15 protein-coding genes and 1 tRNA gene are annotated in these 16,647 nt (G+C 35.7%); 7 read left to right on the top strand and 9 right to left on the bottom strand.

Going from position 1 to position 16,647, the window contains the following annotated elements; translation table 11 throughout:
- Positions 1-76: 76 nt before the first annotated feature.
- Together CQ046_RS19125 and CQ046_RS19120 are read right to left on the bottom strand one after the other, a co-directional pair.
- A complete protein-coding gene (locus CQ046_RS19125; protein WP_105703815.1) occupies positions 77-466 on the bottom strand; it encodes a hypothetical protein in 390 nt (129 codons plus the stop codon).
- A 36-nt stretch (positions 467-502) separates the two neighbouring features.
- The gene (locus CQ046_RS19120) at positions 503-1,879 is read right to left on the bottom strand and encodes an MFS transporter (protein ID WP_105703814.1); all 1,377 of its coding nucleotides are present in this window, start codon (positions 1,877-1,879) and stop codon (positions 503-505) included.
- Positions 1,880-1,950: 71 nt separating this feature from the next.
- On the opposite strand from CQ046_RS19120, the gene CQ046_RS19115 reads away from it, so the two are divergent.
- The 3 genes from CQ046_RS19115 to CQ046_RS19105 all read left to right on the top strand — a co-directional run bounded on the left by CQ046_RS19115 (position 1,951) and on the right by CQ046_RS19105 (position 4,169).
- The gene (locus CQ046_RS19115) at positions 1,951-2,799 is read left to right on the top strand and encodes an AraC family transcriptional regulator (RefSeq protein ID WP_105703813.1); all 849 of its coding nucleotides are present in this window, start codon (positions 1,951-1,953) and stop codon (positions 2,797-2,799) included.
- A 114-nt stretch (positions 2,800-2,913) separates the two neighbouring features.
- A complete protein-coding gene (locus tag CQ046_RS19110) occupies positions 2,914-3,408 on the top strand; it encodes a MarR family winged helix-turn-helix transcriptional regulator (RefSeq protein ID WP_105703812.1) in 495 nt (164 codons plus the stop codon).
- Positions 3,405-4,169 (top strand): hypothetical protein, encoded by a 765-nt coding sequence (locus tag CQ046_RS19105; protein WP_105703811.1) that lies wholly within the window; start codon positions 3,405-3,407, stop codon positions 4,167-4,169. Before CQ046_RS19110 ends, CQ046_RS19105 begins: the two co-directional genes overlap by 4 nt.
- 66 nt (positions 4,170-4,235) lie before the next feature.
- Here CQ046_RS19105 and CQ046_RS19100 read toward each other — a convergent pair whose 3' ends face one another.
- Complete coding sequence (locus tag CQ046_RS19100) at positions 4,236-4,478, bottom strand: hypothetical protein (protein WP_105703810.1); 243 nt, start codon at positions 4,476-4,478, stop codon at positions 4,236-4,238.
- 198 nt (positions 4,479-4,676) lie between these two features.
- Between CQ046_RS19100 and CQ046_RS19095 the strand changes: the two genes are divergently transcribed.
- The gene (locus CQ046_RS19095) at positions 4,677-5,972 is read left to right on the top strand and encodes a cryptochrome/photolyase family protein (RefSeq protein WP_105703820.1); all 1,296 of its coding nucleotides are present in this window, start codon (positions 4,677-4,679) and stop codon (positions 5,970-5,972) included.
- An 85-nt stretch (positions 5,973-6,057) separates the two neighbouring features.
- Here CQ046_RS19095 and CQ046_RS19090 read toward each other — a convergent pair whose 3' ends face one another.
- The 6 genes from CQ046_RS19090 to CQ046_RS19065 all read right to left on the bottom strand — a co-directional run bounded on the left by CQ046_RS19090 (position 6,058) and on the right by CQ046_RS19065 (position 13,212).
- Positions 6,058-6,753: an ABC transporter ATP-binding protein gene (locus CQ046_RS19090; protein ID WP_105703809.1), complete on the bottom strand. Its 696-nt coding sequence runs from the start codon at positions 6,751-6,753 to the stop codon at positions 6,058-6,060.
- A complete protein-coding gene (locus CQ046_RS19085) occupies positions 6,747-8,093 on the bottom strand; it encodes a DUF3526 domain-containing protein (protein ID WP_105703808.1) in 1,347 nt (448 codons plus the stop codon). Before CQ046_RS19085 ends, CQ046_RS19090 begins: the two co-directional genes overlap by 7 nt.
- Complete coding sequence (locus CQ046_RS19080) at positions 8,094-9,539, bottom strand: ABC transporter permease (RefSeq protein WP_105703807.1); 1,446 nt, start codon at positions 9,537-9,539, stop codon at positions 8,094-8,096.
- A gap of 3 nt (positions 9,540-9,542) precedes the next feature.
- Positions 9,543-11,852 (bottom strand): TonB-dependent siderophore receptor, encoded by a 2,310-nt coding sequence (locus CQ046_RS19075; protein WP_228406995.1) that lies wholly within the window; start codon positions 11,850-11,852, stop codon positions 9,543-9,545.
- 131 nt (positions 11,853-11,983) lie between these two features.
- Entirely contained in the window at positions 11,984-12,337 is a 354-nt protein-coding gene (locus tag CQ046_RS19070) for a hypothetical protein (protein WP_105703805.1), read from the bottom strand.
- Positions 12,338-13,140: 803 nt separating this feature from the next.
- Positions 13,141-13,212: transfer RNA gene (locus CQ046_RS19065), tRNA-Arg, on the bottom strand.
- A gap of 306 nt (positions 13,213-13,518) precedes the next feature.
- On the opposite strand from CQ046_RS19065, the gene CQ046_RS19060 reads away from it, so the two are divergent.
- From CQ046_RS19060 to CQ046_RS19050, 3 genes are read left to right on the top strand one after another with little or no spacing between them, the layout of a single operon-like run.
- A complete protein-coding gene (locus CQ046_RS19060) occupies positions 13,519-14,178 on the top strand; it encodes a MarR family winged helix-turn-helix transcriptional regulator (RefSeq protein ID WP_105703804.1) in 660 nt (219 codons plus the stop codon).
- A gap of 31 nt (positions 14,179-14,209) precedes the next feature.
- Positions 14,210-15,700, top strand: coding sequence for a phytoene desaturase family protein (locus tag CQ046_RS19055; RefSeq protein ID WP_105703819.1), 1,491 nt, complete (start codon positions 14,210-14,212; stop codon positions 15,698-15,700).
- Position 15,701: 1 nt separating this feature from the next.
- Positions 15,702-16,538, top strand: a complete 837-nt coding sequence (locus CQ046_RS19050; RefSeq protein ID WP_105703803.1) for a phytoene/squalene synthase family protein — start codon at positions 15,702-15,704, stop codon at positions 16,536-16,538.
- The last annotated feature ends 109 nt before the right edge of the window (positions 16,539-16,647 follow it).

Genomic DNA, 16,647 nt, shown 5'->3' with positions numbered 1-16,647 from the left:
AATATTACATGGATCAGCCTACATTATCTGGCTTTTTCTATTTTGTTCCTAAGAAAAATAAAAGTTTAAACAGGTTTTATATCCAGTTTTCTATAAGATGAAGCCACAGTGCTTTTTCTTCATTAAGAAGAAAAATAGCTGATGAGGTTCTTTTGGTGGTGATTTCTCCCGTGACCTGTGTTTCAATATAAATCGCCAATCCATGATACTCAGAATGATTGACTTCAATATTTTCAACCTGAATACTTCGCTCCGGAAATTTTCCAAATACGGTTGGAAGCCATTCAGTAAACATTGATAGGGTAACAATGTCACCATTTCCATTAATCATCTTAAAATCTGGCGAAAATCCGGATAATAGTTCCTTATAAAGACTTTCCTGATTCTCCGCTTTCCCCTGAAACCATTTTTCGATATTCCTGTGGAATTCTTCAATTTCCCAAACGATCTTTTCTGTATTGTTCATTGTTAAATGTATTTATTTTTGATTTAAATTTATCTTTCAATCAATTATTTTTCTTAATCTGTTTCCTGCCCATAATCCAATCAGTTGAAAAATACCTATCATCCCTACAGCTGCTGCAAATGCATCTGTGAATCCCAGAACGGGTATCAGATTAAAAAAGAATGTACCAATAATAGCTCCTCCGGTGACACTTCCAATTTGAATTCCTATGCTTACCAATCCTGAGGCTTGTCCGGCTTTATCCTTAGAAACCAGAGAAATAGCTGTCCGCATCATGACAGGCATAATGGTGCCATGTCCAAATCCGGCAATAAACAGAGGAATGTGAGTGACAAAAGAAGGTTTTTGCTGAAAATAAAAAGCAGCTGCACTTATCACAAAACCTATCATTAATAATCCTAGTCCTGTATAGATCATTTTCGAAATTGTCTGCTTAATCCTTGAAGTAACCAAAGGTGCTATGAAAAAGGCAAGCCCGTAAGGAACTATGGACAATCCTGTCTGCATTGAGTTTTGATGAAGAAACTGCTGAAGATAATAAGGATAGCAAATGAATAAACCTGCAGTGAAATTGTAAAAGAAAATAATCAGAAGGCTTAGTGCAAAAGGTTTCTGCTGCAGTAAGGCCGGATCTATAAGTATCGGGCGATTATTTTGAAGCTGTTTCTTTTCGTACTTTATAAATAAAATTAATAAAAAGGTTCCGGCAAAAAGAATTCCAAAAATCCACCATGCCCATCCGAATTTCTGACCGAAAATAAGAGGGCAGATGAGCAACAGTAAGGCAAGAACTAATAATAAAGCTCCCGTAAAATCAATACCTGTTTGTTCTTTCCGATTACTGTTGTCCATCGTAAAATGAATGCCCAGAATACAAATAATAGTAATTGGTACATTCACAAGAAATACCATTTCCCAGGAGAAATGTCCCCAATGCATGCTTAAAAGAACCCCGCCAAACAACTGCCCGATCACGGAGGCAAGGCCAAATACTGAACTGAAAAGACTTACAGCTTTGGGCTGTTCCTGACTGTTGAAAAGGTCTTTTATGGAAGCCAATACTTGTGGGGCAAGCAATGATGCACCAATCCCCTGAAACAATCTGAAAATGATCAACCATGTAACATCCGGAGAAAAAGCACAGGCAAGAGATGAAAACAGAAAAGTATATAATCCTGATATAAATATCTTTTTGCGGCCATAAAGATCACCAAGCCTTCCACCACATACTACAATTGCTGCATAGGTAAGTCCATAAATGGCAATAACCATCTGAAGCTGATGATCGCTGGCATTTAATGCTTTTTTGATGGAAGGCAGAGCCATATTGACGATAAAATAATCCAGAGGTGAAAGAAAAGCTCCTGCAATCAGAAAATTGAGTGCCTGCCATCTTTTCGGATAGGTTTTCATATTTTTTTATGCAAAATTAACCGCTTTGTATTCTGTTAAAATTGTACTTTTGGAGGAAAATACAGTGTATTATGAAAGGAGTGCCTCTTGAAGAAATTGATGTAAGGGAAATACAACTGAAAGAAGAAGACATTCTGTTTAAAACAAAGACCTTTCTATCATTCGTTTATATTGTCAAAGGAAAGGGTACGCTTACCTATGATGATCGTACTATTAATTTTTCTCAGGGTAAGCTTTTCATTATTCCGCAGCAGGAAGTTTATCAGTTTGAAAGTGAGGAGGCTCAGCTTATCAGCATTCAATGTCCGGTGGAATTTATTGATAAAATCCGTTTGGAGGCAGACCGTATTGAAAGCTGTGAGAATTTGTATAAGTTACAATATATCAGTCATAATTACCATGCAAGAGCTGGATGTGTCTTCAGGAATAAAAATGATGAGAACTTTGCAGAAATCCTTATTCTGCAGATTGTCAATGAGTTCAAAAATAAAGCAGAAGACTACCTTATTATCCGAAACAGTATGTCGATCCTTCTGAATCTGATTGCCCGAAATATCATTCACAGCGAAACTTCAGACCTGCAGGAAAACCGGAAAGCTTTTTCCATCATGAAGATCATTACTTATATTCAGCAGCATATAAAAGATCGAGAGAAAACTGGAATTCAGGTTATTGCCGATCATTTTGGTATTTCCGGGAATTATTTCGGAGAATATTTTAAACAGCAAACCGGAATTTCTTATCAGGATTATCTGCTGGACTATAGATTAAAACTGGTGGAAACCTATTTAAAATACAGCAGTGTCAGACTCAGTGAGATTGCCTACGAGCTCCAGTTCAGTGATGAAAGCCACCTTTCCAAACTGTTCAAGAAATACAGAGGAGTAACTCCCGGAGAATACAGGAAAAGTTTCAAGTAAATATCTTTTTATAAGAAGGCTTTTTTTATTAGGTTAAGATTTGATTTTAAAAAATATAAAGTTAACTATATAGTTGACTTTATATTTTATATATTTACAGCAAATATATTTCAGATGGATTTTGACTTCATTAAAGAATTAGGATATAAAGCTTTGGATAGCAGACTAAAAAGAATCAGCGACCGGATGTCTCATGATGTGCGGAAGTTTTATAAAGAATTCGGAATTGATGTGGAACCCAATTGGTATCTGGTTTTTATGTTGCTGCAAAAAAAAGGCGAAATTTCTATTACCGATATCGCTGAGCCTTTGGGCTATTCACATCCATCCGTTGTGGCTATCGTCAAAAAAATGAGCGAAAGCGGTTATCTCATCATCAAAAAAGATAGTGTAGATAAGCGAAAGCAGATCATTTCATTATCTCTCAAAGCCATTGATATGCTTCCTCAGCTGGAGCAGATCTGGGACAGTTGTGAAAAAGCAATTCTGAAGGTATTATCAGAAGATCTGTCGATTTTTACGTATCTGGATGATATTGATCAGAAATTAAAAAATGAATCTTTTCATCACAGATTTAAACAGGAATATTTAAAATCAATTCAATCATGAAAGCATTACTTCTCATTACAGCATTTCTTTTTTCCACGAATCTGGTTTCGGCAATGGAAACGAAAATCATGATCAGAGCAAAAGCAAGAGATGCCAAATTTATCGGAACTTCACTGGGAGGTGCCCATATTATCATCAGAAATAAGCTTAATCAAAGAATTCTCGCGGAAGGAAATACCGTTGGAAGTACCGGAAACACAGATCTGATTATGAAAACTCCTAAAGTAAGAGGAAGCTCCATTGTAGATGAACAGACAGGTGGTTTTATGGCAGCGGTGGATATTGATGAGCCTACATTTGTGAATATAGAAGTGATTTCTCCTTTGAACAGCAAGCAGGCACAGGCTGTTGTCAGTACAGAGCTGTGGCTGATTCCAGGCAAGCACATTCTTGGAGAAGGCATTATTCTTGAAATTCCGGGATATATTATTGATATTCTGAAACCCAGAACCCATCAATATATTGCTTTGAATAGTATTAAAGATAAACCTTTTCTGTTTCAGGCTAATATTGTGATGATGTGCGGATGTGTCGTTGATAAAGGAGGCGTATGGAATTCCGATGAGCTTGAAGTGAAAGGAATTTTGAAAAAAGATGGCAAATTGGTAAAGAATATAGATATGTCTTTAGTTTCAACCAATCTGTTTGAAGGAAGTCACATGATCAATTCGCCGGGAAACTATGAGCTCGTGCTGTATGCTTATCACGAGAAAACAGGAAATACGGGGGTAGATAAAGTAAATTATGTAGTTTTTGAATAAACGAAATTCAATATATTTGAATGAAAAGAGACTTTTCCGAAGTCTCTTTTTTTTATTGAGAACGAATTACAAAACCTGAAGTTCTTTAAAAACCTCAATAATCGCTTCAATAAGTCCTTTGTCTATATTTTTTTCCGAAGTAGCATCCGGAAGGAGAGCTCTTAAGTCACCATGATCATCGCGCTCAATAACGACTTCTGTTCCATCTACATCTACGTAAAGCTTATATCCATAAGAGAATGTAGCCAGTTTTCCGTTGAAAAGCAGTTCTTTACCCTTATAAGTTACCGGTACTTCAAATTCTTCCATTGCGGTGAGTTTCTGTTCATTTAAAAATTCTTGGCAAATGTCGGAAAATTTTAATTCATATTATCATGCAAATTGTAATGATAAAGCCAAATCATACAAATTGCTAAAATTATTTATAGGTTAAAATCTGTATATTTATCCATAGTTAAGAAAGCATTTCTAAAACAGAAATGATCAATGAAATTGAAACAAACTTTTATGAAAAATACAATCACCCTTTTCTGGTTCAGACGAGATTTGAGATTGGAGGACAATGTCGGGCTTCATCATGCACTCCAGTCTAATGCTCCGGTAATCCCCATTTTTATATTTGATACTGAGATTCTGGGAAAGCTGGAAGATAAAGAAGACCGGAGGGTTGATTATATTCATCAGGCTTTGATGGATATCAATATTTCATTAAAAAAATACCACTCAAAAGTTAATACCTATTATGGAAAGCCTATAGAAATATTCAAGAAACTATCAGAAGAATATACTATTGAAGGTGTTTTCTGTAACCGGGATTATGAACCTCATACGATTGAGAGAGACAAGGAAGTGTATTATTTTTTTAAGGAAAAGAATATTCCTTTTAAAGCTTATAAAGATCAGGTAATTTTTGATAAGGATCAGATTATTAAAAAAGATGGTTCACCTTACACCGTTTACACTCCTTTTGCAAAGAAATGGAGAGAAGCATTAACTCCCGAACATTATCAATCTGTCGAACCAGACTTTAAAAATCTCTTTCCACAGGAGTATTCTGACATTCTTACTTTAAAGGAGATAGGTTTCAAAAAAACAGAATTTGATTTTAAAAAACCGGTTTTGGATGCTGCTATTATTGATAAATATGATCAATTTCGTGATTATCCTGCACTTCAGCATACTACACAACTCGGAATAGCTTTACGCTTTGGAACCATAAGCATCAGAAAGTGTGTAGCTTTTGCATTGAAACATAATGCTGTGTGGCTTTCAGAGCTGATCTGGCGTGAATTTTTTATGCAGATTTTATATCATTTTCCAAAGGTGGTGCATCAATCTTTCAAAAGACAGTATGACAATATCCATTGGCGGAATAATGAGGAAGAGTTTAAACACTGGTGTGAAGGAACCACAGGTTACCCAATCGTAGATGCCGGAATGAGAGAATTGAATCAGACAGGTTTTATGCATAACCGGGTGCGAATGATTGTTGCTAGTTTCTTATGTAAACATCTACTGATTGATTGGCGTTGGGGTGAAGCTTATTTTGCCTCAAAGCTCAACGATTATGACTTGTCTGCTAACAATGGAAACTGGCAGTGGGCAGCAGGTTCAGGGTGTGATGCGGCTCCTTATTTCAGGGTTTTTAATCCTACTGCTCAGACGGAAAAATTTGATAAAGACTTACAGTATATCAAAAAATGGCTTCCGGAATGGAATACACCAGCATATCCTTCTCCGATTGTAGAACATACCTTTGCCCGCGAAAGAGCTTTATCCGAATACAAAAAAGCACTAGCATAAATAATACAATATCAGCAAAATGCCCGGTAACAAAAATGTCACCGGGCATCAACCAATTGATATTTAATATGAAAGTAACTGAATATTAAATCGTTTTTAGATACAGCTCCTGTAATTCCTGCGCTGTAAATGCTTTGGAAGTTAAGTTCTGTACAAGTTCCCCCTGTTTCATAATTCCAATATTAGTGGCGACACTTACGGCATTGAAGATGTCATGAGTAGCCATTAAAACTGTTCTGCCTTCTTTACCCAGCTGGCGGATAATTTCCGTAAATTCTGCTGTAGCAATGGGATCCAATCCACTGGTAGGCTCGTCCAGTAGAAGTACTCTTGCATCTTTGGCCAGAGCTATGGCAATACCTACCTTCTGGCGCATACCTTTTGAGTATCCTCCCAGTGCTTTTTCATGAGCGGTTTCCTGTAATCCTGTGCGTTTGAGTAATGCAGACAATTCATCTTTTTGATAATCAAATCCTGCAATTTTGGAGAAGAAATCAAGATTTTCTATTCCGGTAAGATTAGGATATAAAAGAACGGTTTCAGGAATATAAGCGAGATGTTTTTTAATTTTCTGAGGCTCTTCCTGCACCGAAATATCATTAATGAAAGCATCTCCTGAAGTGGCTTTAATGACTCCCAGAAGAATGTTGATCGTTGTACTTTTCCCCGCTCCGTTTTGCCCGAGCAGCGCAAATATTTCTCCTTTCTTTACTTCCAGATTAAGAGAATGAAGTGCTGTAAAATCGTTGTATTTTTTATGTAAGTTGACCGTTTTTAACATAGTTTTCTGTATTTGTATTGTGAAAGCATGATGAATAAAGCAATAAAGATGAGGTATGGAAGAAGTATCTGTCCCCATTTAATAGATGAAGAAAATTTGAATACCTGTATGATTTGCTGTGCCCAGTTGATAGATTCGGCATTCTTTCCGGAGAAAATAAGAGGGTAGAAGAACAACTGCTTTTTCTCATGAAACTTCTTAAGTGATGATGCATACTGCAAATGATTCTGCATATCAGATTTTGCCAGGTGACTTTCTACAAGCTGAGTATGAAGATTCGGAAGTAGAAATCCTAAATAAGCTGCGGCCTGATTCCGTTTCTGCATTTTTTCTGTGTATTGTTCTGATGATTTTGCAGATTCAAGATCCCCCATATGCTGCATGGCATAATACCAAGTCCAGGTGAAGGCATCATTTTCTTCCACGGTAAAATTTCTGTACTGAGGATAGGCTTTGTAAAATTTCTCCATCGTAGGGCGCTTGGCCTCATCCCATTTGTTGTGATAACCTTCCCTCTGTTCTATCACCGCTTTAAGGGATTCATGCACCGGATAGAGTTTTTGTATCAGGATATTACTGCTCATTGGGATAATAAAATTGATTCCCACCCAAACAATCAAAAGGATCAAAGCATTCTGAGCCGATGATTTTCGGAAAGAAACAATCCATCTGCACAGGGCAAACCAGAACAGAATATAAAACCATCCGCTGATTAGAAAAGCAATATAATAGGAGTCTAAAGGTATTTTTATCCAGACAGAAGCAATAATAATTAATGTAAAATATACAGCTGTTACTGCCAAAAGCCGTATGAACATCTTCTGATCCAGAAGCTTTTGTAGATTGTCGCTCTGTACCGAAAGCAGTTTCCAGGTTCCTCTTTCTTCTTCCTCGGAAATCAAATTATAACAGAATGCTACAATCACCAGCGGAAAAAGGAAAACAATAACAAAACTAAAATCAAAATTTCCAACAGCAGCATTGGCTGGATTGTAAAAATCAGCATTGTAGCGCTGTTCCTCCAGATTTCGGATGGTTACTCCTTGGATGGATGGATTCAAATCACGCATTCCAATATTTAAAGCTGCAAGCCTGGGAGTTTCATTAACCAGATTAAATTTAATATAATAAAGTACCAGTCCCAGATCATCCTTATGAAATTTTGCATTTTTTTCTATACTTTCTTTTTGAAAGGCTCCGCTTTTGGAGATGATATCTTCGTTTCTGTCAAGAAATTTTTCCCCGGTATAAATAGCCATCAGTCCGGCCATGAATAAAAACAACAATGCAATAGTGTATGACTTGTTACGGTGAAATTGGGTATATAAATAACGATTCATTTAGATTAGTTTTAATTTTCTTCCACTTATTTCGATGGCCACGATGGATATAATCAACCAGAGACCTAATGCTGTGACAGGTATTGGCTGTTCTTTCATACTGTCCAGTACAGAAATATATCGGTATTTAAAATCCGGAAACCTTTCCCAGTTGTGTTTGTCGATTACAGCAGGTGGACCGCCGTTTTCCGGTTTAATATTGCTGATCTGCTCAATTTGTAAATCATTTAAATGCTGAGCCATCTGATAGCGATACTCTTCTGCCTGTTTCTGAAATTGGTTATAAGAGAAGAAATCTGTGCCTGTAGCAATCATCGAAAAGTTTTTAATAGCAATAGCGGGATTGATCAATCCTGAAAAATCAGTCAGTCTTTGCTGCTTATTATAAATGTTTTGCAATTCTTTTTGATGTCTGATGTAAATCTGTGAACTTATTTTCTCTCCTTCCTTCATGACAAATCCGCCATAGTTGAATGGAAGTTCATTGGTTGTTTTCACTTTATATTTTGCCAGTAAAGAATCTTTGATTTTTTTGAAATGCTGATCATCAGGGTTATGGCTGTCTCCTGATTTTAAAATATCCTTTTCCAGTGTTGTTTCAAAAGAAATTCGGGAAGGAGCAGGATATAAATTCTGTGCTGCAAACTGAACTCCTTTGGGCAAAACGATAATGAAAAGAAGCCAGAAACCAATAAGGCTGATCAATGCTGATGAGGTATTTTTACTGTTTGCAGACACCACAACAGTTAATGTACAGATAAAAAAGTAATAGATCATATAAGATGGCAGCAGAAATGATAACCGTAAAACAATATCAGCCGGATTTGTTGTCTCTGACATGAATGCTGCCATAAAAACAATAGGAATTACCGGAACCAGAAAGCATAGAGAAAAAAGCCAGAGCCCCAGAATTTTACCCCAGATAATATCCCTTCCTGAAGTTCCCTGTACACTGATAATCTTTAAAGTGGCATTCTCACGTTCCTGCACAATTAATCCAAATCCTAAAAAAAGAATAATCAATGGAACAATACTTTGCAGAATAAACGCACTGCTAAACGCACCGAATCTGACCAAAGTACCTGAACTTCCCGCTTCCGAAAGGTTGGCGGTATTCTGTTTATGAGCCTCTAGGAATATGACATTTCCAAGATAATCATCTAGTCCATTGTCAAAAATATTCAATGGATGCCCGATTCTGAAAACCAAATAACCATAATGAGCCATACGGTGCGGATGCTTATCTGGTCGATGCTCCCAGCTTTCCCTGACTTCTTTGCGGTATTCTTTTATTTTCGAAAAAGAGTCCGTATATTTTGTATATCCTATACCAATACTCAGCATACAGAATAAGAGTACGGCAATAGTGGTGAGAAGATTTTGTTTTCCTTTAAACAAATCCTGCCAGGTTTTTCTCACCATCAGTTGTAAGTTTGAAATAGCCATAATTTAAAATTTATAAGTAGCAGTTAGTAAATAATTTCTTGGAGTTCCCGGAAATAGCCTTAAATAGTTCTGAGCCCCTATCCAGTAGACTTTGTTGGTGATATTATTCAGATTAAACGAAAGCTGGACAGATTTTGCCGGAGTGTAATACAAGGCAGCATCTATTGTTGTATAGGCGGGAAGTTCAAAACTTCTCGTAAACCAGGGAGCTTTAGAGCTCTGATAAAGGATTCCTGCACCGATTCCAAAGTCTTTGAGCAGTTCAATAGTTGAAAAATTGTAACGTGTCCAGATATTAACCGAATTTTTAGAAGTGTTTTCTTTCCTTTTTCCTATAAGATCACGGTTGGTATCATCCAGTATTTTAGCATCAATATAGCTGTAGCCTCCGTAAATATGCCATTGAGGAAGAATATGTCCTGAAAACTCAGCTTCAAATCCACGGCTTCGGTCAGTACCACGCTGTACAAGCTCATCAGGTTCTGAAGGATTATTGGCATTGATTAAAATATTTCTCTGGTTAATCTCATATACGGCAAGATTCAGTGAGATTCTGCCAAAAAGCTGAGCTTTGATTCCTAATTCTTTGAGATCAGAAGTCAAAGGTTTAAATCTGGCTGCAGATCCTGTAAGACTGGAGGTATTGGGCATTAAGGTTACCGTATTGGATTGGGGCTGATATCCGGTTAAATAAGTTCCATACAGATTGATGTTATCTGTCAGGCTGTAGGTAATACCGAACCTGTAAAGAAGTTTGTTATTTTTAAAAGATGACTCATTGGAATCTTTAAAGTTGGTAATATCCTGAAACCACTCTTGGCGGAGTCCTGATAATATTTTAAACTTTTTCCAGGTGAAAAGATGCTGTATATAAGCTGCATGGGTCGTAGTAAGAGCAGAGGGTAGAGGAGTAATTACATTCAATGTATTAAAATCTGCACCCTGATAATTTATAGCTCCCGGATTTAGGTCAAATGGCGTTACATTAGGCAGAGGAATAACTGTCCCATTATAATTGATGGTCTGATAATCTGAAGCTTTTGCGGGATTGTAGGAAGAAGCTACAGTACCGTTCTTTAACAGAAAACCTCTTGCTGCATTCTGCTGTCCGCCTTTGCGTTTTTCCCAAGTTTGATTGTCATAGCCTATCAAAACCTGATGCTGAACAGAATCTGTTTTGAATTTAAAATTAAAATAAGCATTAATATTATCTGTAGCCCAGTTTTGTTTTCTCTGCACAAATTGCATCATGGCAAGACTGGAAACCGGTTTGTTATCCATATCAGGGACAAAAGAGTTGGTTGTTCTGTGCTCCTGAAGGTTTTCTCTCCAGTATTGCTTCATATAGGAAGCATTAAAACTGATAGACGAGTTAAAATGATGAGCAACCGTTCCCATTAATATGAGTTCTCTGGTTTTAAAAAAATCGTCCGGAGCTCCCAGATTCAGAGTTCTTGGCGTGCTGTATAAATCTGTTTTTCCTGCCACCGCTCCGAAAATAGGTTGTCCACGGTCTAGATTTCCATAAAGATCATTGAAAATCATTTCCACATTTACAGATGTTTTTTCATTAGGAACAAAGGTGACGGAAGGGGAGATCAGAATACCGCTGTTTTTAACATGATCTCTGAATGAATGGGCATTCTGATAGGCTCCGTTAAAACGATATAGTAAAGTTTTACTTTTATTTAAAGGACCTGTAAGATCTGTGATAATACGGTAGGTATCAAAGCTACCTCCTGATAAACTGATCTCATGACGAGGGTTAGACAATGGTTTTTTGGTGACCATATTGATCGTTCCTCCGGGATCTACACTGGACATGGTAATACTTGCGGGACCTTTGAAAACTTCTACACGTTCAATATTGGAAGTCATTGGCTGTAAAAAATAATACTGCCTGGTACGCATTCCATTGATGATCTGTCCTTCTTCATTTTGACTGATTCCCCGGATGTTGTATTGGTTGTAATAGCTTGAAGGAGAAACTCCGTTCACATTTTTCATAACCTCTCCAAGCTGGAAAGCCTGGCGGTCGGTGATCAGTTCTTTGGTAACTGTATTAAGCGTTAAAGGAAGATCTTTATTCTTCATAGCAATCTTGGTGGCTGCAAAAGAGTAGTCGGAAGTATAACCTTTAGATTTTCTTCCGATGATTTCAACAGTTTGAACTACTGTAGATAAGGAATCTTCAGTGCGGGACTGAGCATATAAAAATGATGATGCTGTGATGAAACTTACGCTGAAAAGTTTCACCGGATTTTGGGAAATAGAATGAATTATTCCCGAATAATTAAAATTACTGGTAGTCATGAATAGGAATGTACGGGCAGTAAATAAGCCCATTAATAAAAGGATATCCTTAATGGTGTGAAGACACAGGTATCCACAGAATCACAGTACAGACTAAAAGATCTGTAAACGAAAAATTAGGGCAGCATAGATTAAGCTGCTGCGAAAAATGCGGATGGGGGAGCTCTGGAGCTGAAAAAATCCAGAAGACAACGATACGAAATGGCTTTTGGTTGCGGCATTTCGCTATCATTGGTACTATTGATGGCAAAATCCAAATTCAAAGGTTCAGGAAGAAGTATGTTGTTCATATGCATATGAAGTACACACTGACATTCGTCGTCCTGTGAAAAGGTGGGAATTTTCTCTTCTTTTGACCCTTTTTTATATGTTACTTTACTTTTGGTGTGCTTAGCATGATCAAGACACGTGGTTACCCCGCTGACATTTGAAACAAATATCAGAAGTAAAGAAAAAACAAAAAAGACTCTGAGAAATTTTTGCATAATAGAAAACAAATGTACAATTTAATTTGATAAAAATTGAGTGATGGATAAAAAGTAGCAGATATTTTTGAGTAAAAGCAAAGCCATAACTTTAAAACTAATGTTTTATTCTCCATTGATACATGAATATTTTTCATAGCGATATGATTCAGATCATATTCGACGGTGTAAACACTTAGTTATATTTGGCTCATAGAAAATTTCATATTTCTGACAAATTACAGTATAACCTTCCGATGATTCGGGAGGTTTTTTTTTGTGATCAGATTTAATTGTTTCAGATTCTTACATTTTTTTCGGGAAATTCAGTTTAGTGTAGCCTCACCAGGCCTTGAGGGGTTTTATTTGATAAAAGATACCACAAAAGTATGATTTCATTAAACAGTGATGTTTATTGGCATACGCATTGTAAATGTTAACACAAGTTTTTAGAGATAAAAATTATTTAACACCACATCACTTTTTTATAGTTCAAATTACATTTAAACCTCCTTTATTGGAGGTTTTTTATTGTAATAAAGTATCTGTATTAAAAAGTAATTCATAAAAACTAATTGCATGAATTTGTCGTATATAAGTGAGAAGGCAGAATAAGGTATTTTAGAAAAAGTTATTTAAAATAGTACTCATTGATGTGATCGATTACAGAAGAATTCAATATGTTTTAATTTTGAACTAGATTCTCATTATTAATTTGAGTTTTCATGGTTATTAGTTTTTATCCTCGGAGATTTCCGGGGATTTTTTTCTCAGCCACGTATTTTTAAATTATTGCCGATATAGGTTGATTTTGATATAAATTGTGGCCTCACCAGGGATCGAACCTGGATCTAAAGTTTAGGAAACTTCTATTCTATCCATTGAACTATGAGGCCCTGCTCAATAAAATTACAAATTATTCGCTGAAATAGTTTAATGATCGGTTTATGATTTTAATTTGGAGTTACAATTGCAGACTCTTCGGTATTTATGGTGCTTTACAATAAACTTTACATTGCATATTCTTCATATGCTTTTTCATAAAATGTTTATTTATATACATTTTTTTTAGATCCTATTACTTTAATTATAAAAATAACATGCTGTAAATTAGTATTTTATATCTTTTGTTTGAATTTTTAAAGTATATTAATATACTTTGTTGATGGTAATAAGTATATTTGTATACTAATTTGTTTAATATGAATTTTGATCTTATAAAATCAGTTGTAGAACTTGTTCAGCAATTTGTGGAGCAAAATGATATGAAAACTACATATGGTAATGATATTCATGGATTTATAGAATGGCTTAATGTTTCGCAAAAAACTTGTCATGGGTCACAAAATCCAGATTGGATAGGCAAGGAATTAGGAAGAAGCTCCGATAGTGTAATCAATACCTTATTGATTAGAATGAGCAGATATGCAAAATCTTATTCCCGTTCGGTTATGAGTAATTCTGCTTTCTCAAGTCAGGATGATTTCATTTATCTTATAAGTCTAAAGACACTGGGAGCGATGACAAAAATGGAATTGATAAAACATAATGTTCAGGAAAAATCATCGGGTATACTGGTTATTAATCGCTTGATCCATAATGGCTGGGCAGAGCAGACCGTCTCTCAAAAAGATAAAAGAACAAAGCATGTTAAAATAACAGATAAAGGAATTGCTGTATTGAATAATCATATGGACGAAATTCGTAAAGCATCTCAGGTAGTAACGGGAAATTTAAATCAATCTGAGAAAATGCTGTTGATTTCAATACTTTCTAAATTGGATGAATTCCATTATTCTGTTTATCAAATGAATCTTGAAACAGTGGATATTTTGAATGCTGCTTATGAAAAACTGGACTAATGAGTTGTATAAACTCTTAATTAAAATAACAATGAATACTGGAAGCTCAAAAAAAAGAATAGCGGTTATAGGATCTGGATTTTCCGGTCTTTCAGCAGCAGCTTACGCTGCTAAAGCAGGTAATGAAGTACATGTATTTGAAAAACACAATCAACCCGGAGGCCGGGCAAGACAGTTTAAAACTAAAGAAGGGTATGTGTTTGACATGGGTCCCAGCTGGTATTGGATGCCAGATATCATCGAAGGGTTTTTTAATGATTTTGATTGTAAAGTATCTGACTTTTTTACCCTTGTTTCCTTAGACCCACAGTTTGAAATGGTTTTTTCAGGAGAAAAAGTTTCTGTTCCTGAGAAAAATGATGCAATAAGAGAACTTTTTGAAAAAATAGAAAATGGAGCGGGTAAGAATTATGACAAATTTATGGAATCTGCAAAATTTAAATATGAAGTAGGAATGAAGGAATTTGTTACCAAACCCTGTTACAGCTGGCTGGAGTTCGCTTCTTTAAAAATAGCAGGCAGTGCTCTCAGGCTTGATCTCCTAAGTAATTTCAGGAAATATGTATCAGGATATTTTTCTGATTCAAAATTAAAGTCTTTGATGGAGTTCCCTGTAATATTTCTGGGAGCTTCTCCACAGAATATTCCTGCTCTCTATAGTCTCATGAATTATGGAGGCTATGTTTTAGGAACCAAATACCCGATGGGAGGATTTTATCAGCTTGTTCTGGCTATGAAAGAAGTAGGGGAAAAACAGGGGGTAATTTTTCATTTTAATCATGAGGTCCAGAAAATCAATACTGATAATGGAGAAGTTTTTTCAATAACGGTAGATGGTAAAGAGTATGAGTTTGACGCAGTCATTGCTTCATCAGATTATCATCATGCCGAAACATTAATTCCTAAATCTCTCAGAAATTATAATAATACCTATTGGGAGTCGAAAACGTTTGCTCCTTCATGTCTGATTTATTATCTGGGAATTAAGGGGGAAATTTCTCATTTGAAACACCATACCCTTTTCTTTGAAAATGAACTGGATAATCATATAGATTGCATTTATAAAAATAAAAAATGGCCATCAAAACCACTTTTTTATGCGTGCTGTCCTTCAAAAACAGATCCGGATGTTGCCCCAGAAGATGGTGAAAATCTTTTTTTGCTGCTTCCTCTCGCACCGGGAATTAATGATGAAGAGCCTGTCCGCGAAAAATATCTGATGAAAATGCTTAAAAGAATTGAAAAGTATACAGGAGAAAACGACCTCTCTTCAAGAATCGAATATAAAAAAAGCTATTGTGTAAGTGATTTTATTTCAGATTATAATGCGTTTCAGGGAAATGCTTACGGTTTATCCAATACTTTGTCTCAAACAGCAGTATTAAAACCTAAAATCAAAAATAAAAAAATCAGAAACCTTTTTTATACAGGGCAATTAACTGTTCCAGGGCCAGGAGTACCGCCGTCAATTATTTCCGGAAAAATTGTAGCGTCTGAAGTCAATAAACTAAAACTAAATTAATATGAAAAAATTGTTTGATGAGTTGTCCTGTGAAGTAAGCAGGTATACTACACGGAAATACAGTACCAGTTTTTCATTAGGCATATTAGCATTGAAACCATCAATAAGATCAGCTATTTATGCCATTTATGGTTATGTACGGCTTGCAGATGAAATTGTAGACAGTTTTCATGGTTATGATAAAGAAAAACTCTTGAAAAGGTTAAAGACTGAAACCTATGATGCTCTGGAAGATGGTATTTCAATTAATCCCATTCTGAACTCATTTCAGCAGACAGTTCGTCAGTACAATATTGATGTTCAGCTTATCAGTCAGTTTTTACACAGTATGGAAATGGACCTTCAGAAAATAGATTACAATTCTGATTTGTACAATGAGTATATCTACGGTTCGGCAGAAGTTGTTGGTCTTATGTGCCTGCAGATATTTACAGGTGGAAATAAACAGCAGTTTGAAGAGCTTAAACCGTTTGCCATGAAACTTGGATCTGCTTTTCAAAAAGTAAATTTTTTGCGGGATCTGAAAGATGACTATCAGATTTTAGGTCGAACCTATTTTCCTTCTCTGAATATGTCGGTTTTTGATAATAGAGTAAAGGCCCAGATTGAAAAAGAAATTGAAAAAGAATTTAAAGAAGCATTACAGGGAATTAAAAAACTGCCGGGCTCTTCCATTTTTGGGGTATATCTGGCATACAGATATTATCTGTCTCTGTTTGAAAAAATAAAGAAAACAAGCTCACAGCATATTTTGCAGCAAAGAATCAGGATTGCAAATTCACAGAAACTTCTGGTTGCATTCAAAAGTTATATACGCTACAAATCTGCTTATTTCTAATAACATAATTTAATTTTTTTGAAAAGTTTAAGAATTAGTAAAAAAGAAAAGATGTACAGATTATACAGAGAACAACAGTTGAATTGCAATAGAGAAACGGCATGGAAGT

Origin of the sequence: Chryseobacterium sp. MYb7 (genome assembly GCF_002979455.1) — a bacterium.
GTDB lineage: Bacteria > Bacteroidota > Bacteroidia > Flavobacteriales > Weeksellaceae > Chryseobacterium.
This window is presented reverse-complemented; position numbering and strand designations above follow the sequence as displayed.

Excerpts from the sequence above, each read along its gene's own strand:
- CQ046_RS19125 (WP_105703815.1), bottom strand. The coding sequence starts at position 466 with ATGAACAATACAGAAAAGATCGTTTGGGAAATTGAAGAATTCCACAGG.
- CQ046_RS19120 (WP_105703814.1), bottom strand. The coding sequence starts at position 1,879 with ATGAAAACCTATCCGAAAAGATGGCAGGCACTCAATTTTCTGATTGCA.
- CQ046_RS19115 (WP_105703813.1), top strand. The coding sequence starts at position 1,951 with ATGAAAGGAGTGCCTCTTGAAGAAATTGATGTAAGGGAAATACAACTG.
- CQ046_RS19110 (WP_105703812.1), top strand. The coding sequence starts at position 2,914 with ATGGATTTTGACTTCATTAAAGAATTAGGATATAAAGCTTTGGATAGC.
- CQ046_RS19105 (WP_105703811.1), top strand. The coding sequence starts at position 3,405 with ATGAAAGCATTACTTCTCATTACAGCATTTCTTTTTTCCACGAATCTG.
- CQ046_RS19100 (WP_105703810.1), bottom strand. The coding sequence starts at position 4,478 with ATGGAAGAATTTGAAGTACCGGTAACTTATAAGGGTAAAGAACTGCTT.
- CQ046_RS19095 (WP_105703820.1), top strand. The coding sequence starts at position 4,677 with ATGAAAAATACAATCACCCTTTTCTGGTTCAGACGAGATTTGAGATTG.
- CQ046_RS19090 (WP_105703809.1), bottom strand. The coding sequence starts at position 6,753 with ATGTTAAAAACGGTCAACTTACATAAAAAATACAACGATTTTACAGCA.
- CQ046_RS19085 (WP_105703808.1), bottom strand. The coding sequence starts at position 8,093 with ATGAATCGTTATTTATATACCCAATTTCACCGTAACAAGTCATACACT.
- CQ046_RS19080 (WP_105703807.1), bottom strand. The coding sequence starts at position 9,539 with ATGGCTATTTCAAACTTACAACTGATGGTGAGAAAAACCTGGCAGGAT.
- CQ046_RS19075 (WP_228406995.1), bottom strand. The coding sequence starts at position 11,852 with ATGACTACCAGTAATTTTAATTATTCGGGAATAATTCATTCTATTTCC.
- CQ046_RS19070 (WP_105703805.1), bottom strand. The coding sequence starts at position 12,337 with ATGCAAAAATTTCTCAGAGTCTTTTTTGTTTTTTCTTTACTTCTGATA.
- CQ046_RS19060 (WP_105703804.1), top strand. The coding sequence starts at position 13,519 with ATGAATTTTGATCTTATAAAATCAGTTGTAGAACTTGTTCAGCAATTT.
- CQ046_RS19055 (WP_105703819.1), top strand. The coding sequence starts at position 14,210 with ATGAATACTGGAAGCTCAAAAAAAAGAATAGCGGTTATAGGATCTGGA.
- CQ046_RS19050 (WP_105703803.1), top strand. The coding sequence starts at position 15,702 with ATGAAAAAATTGTTTGATGAGTTGTCCTGTGAAGTAAGCAGGTATACT.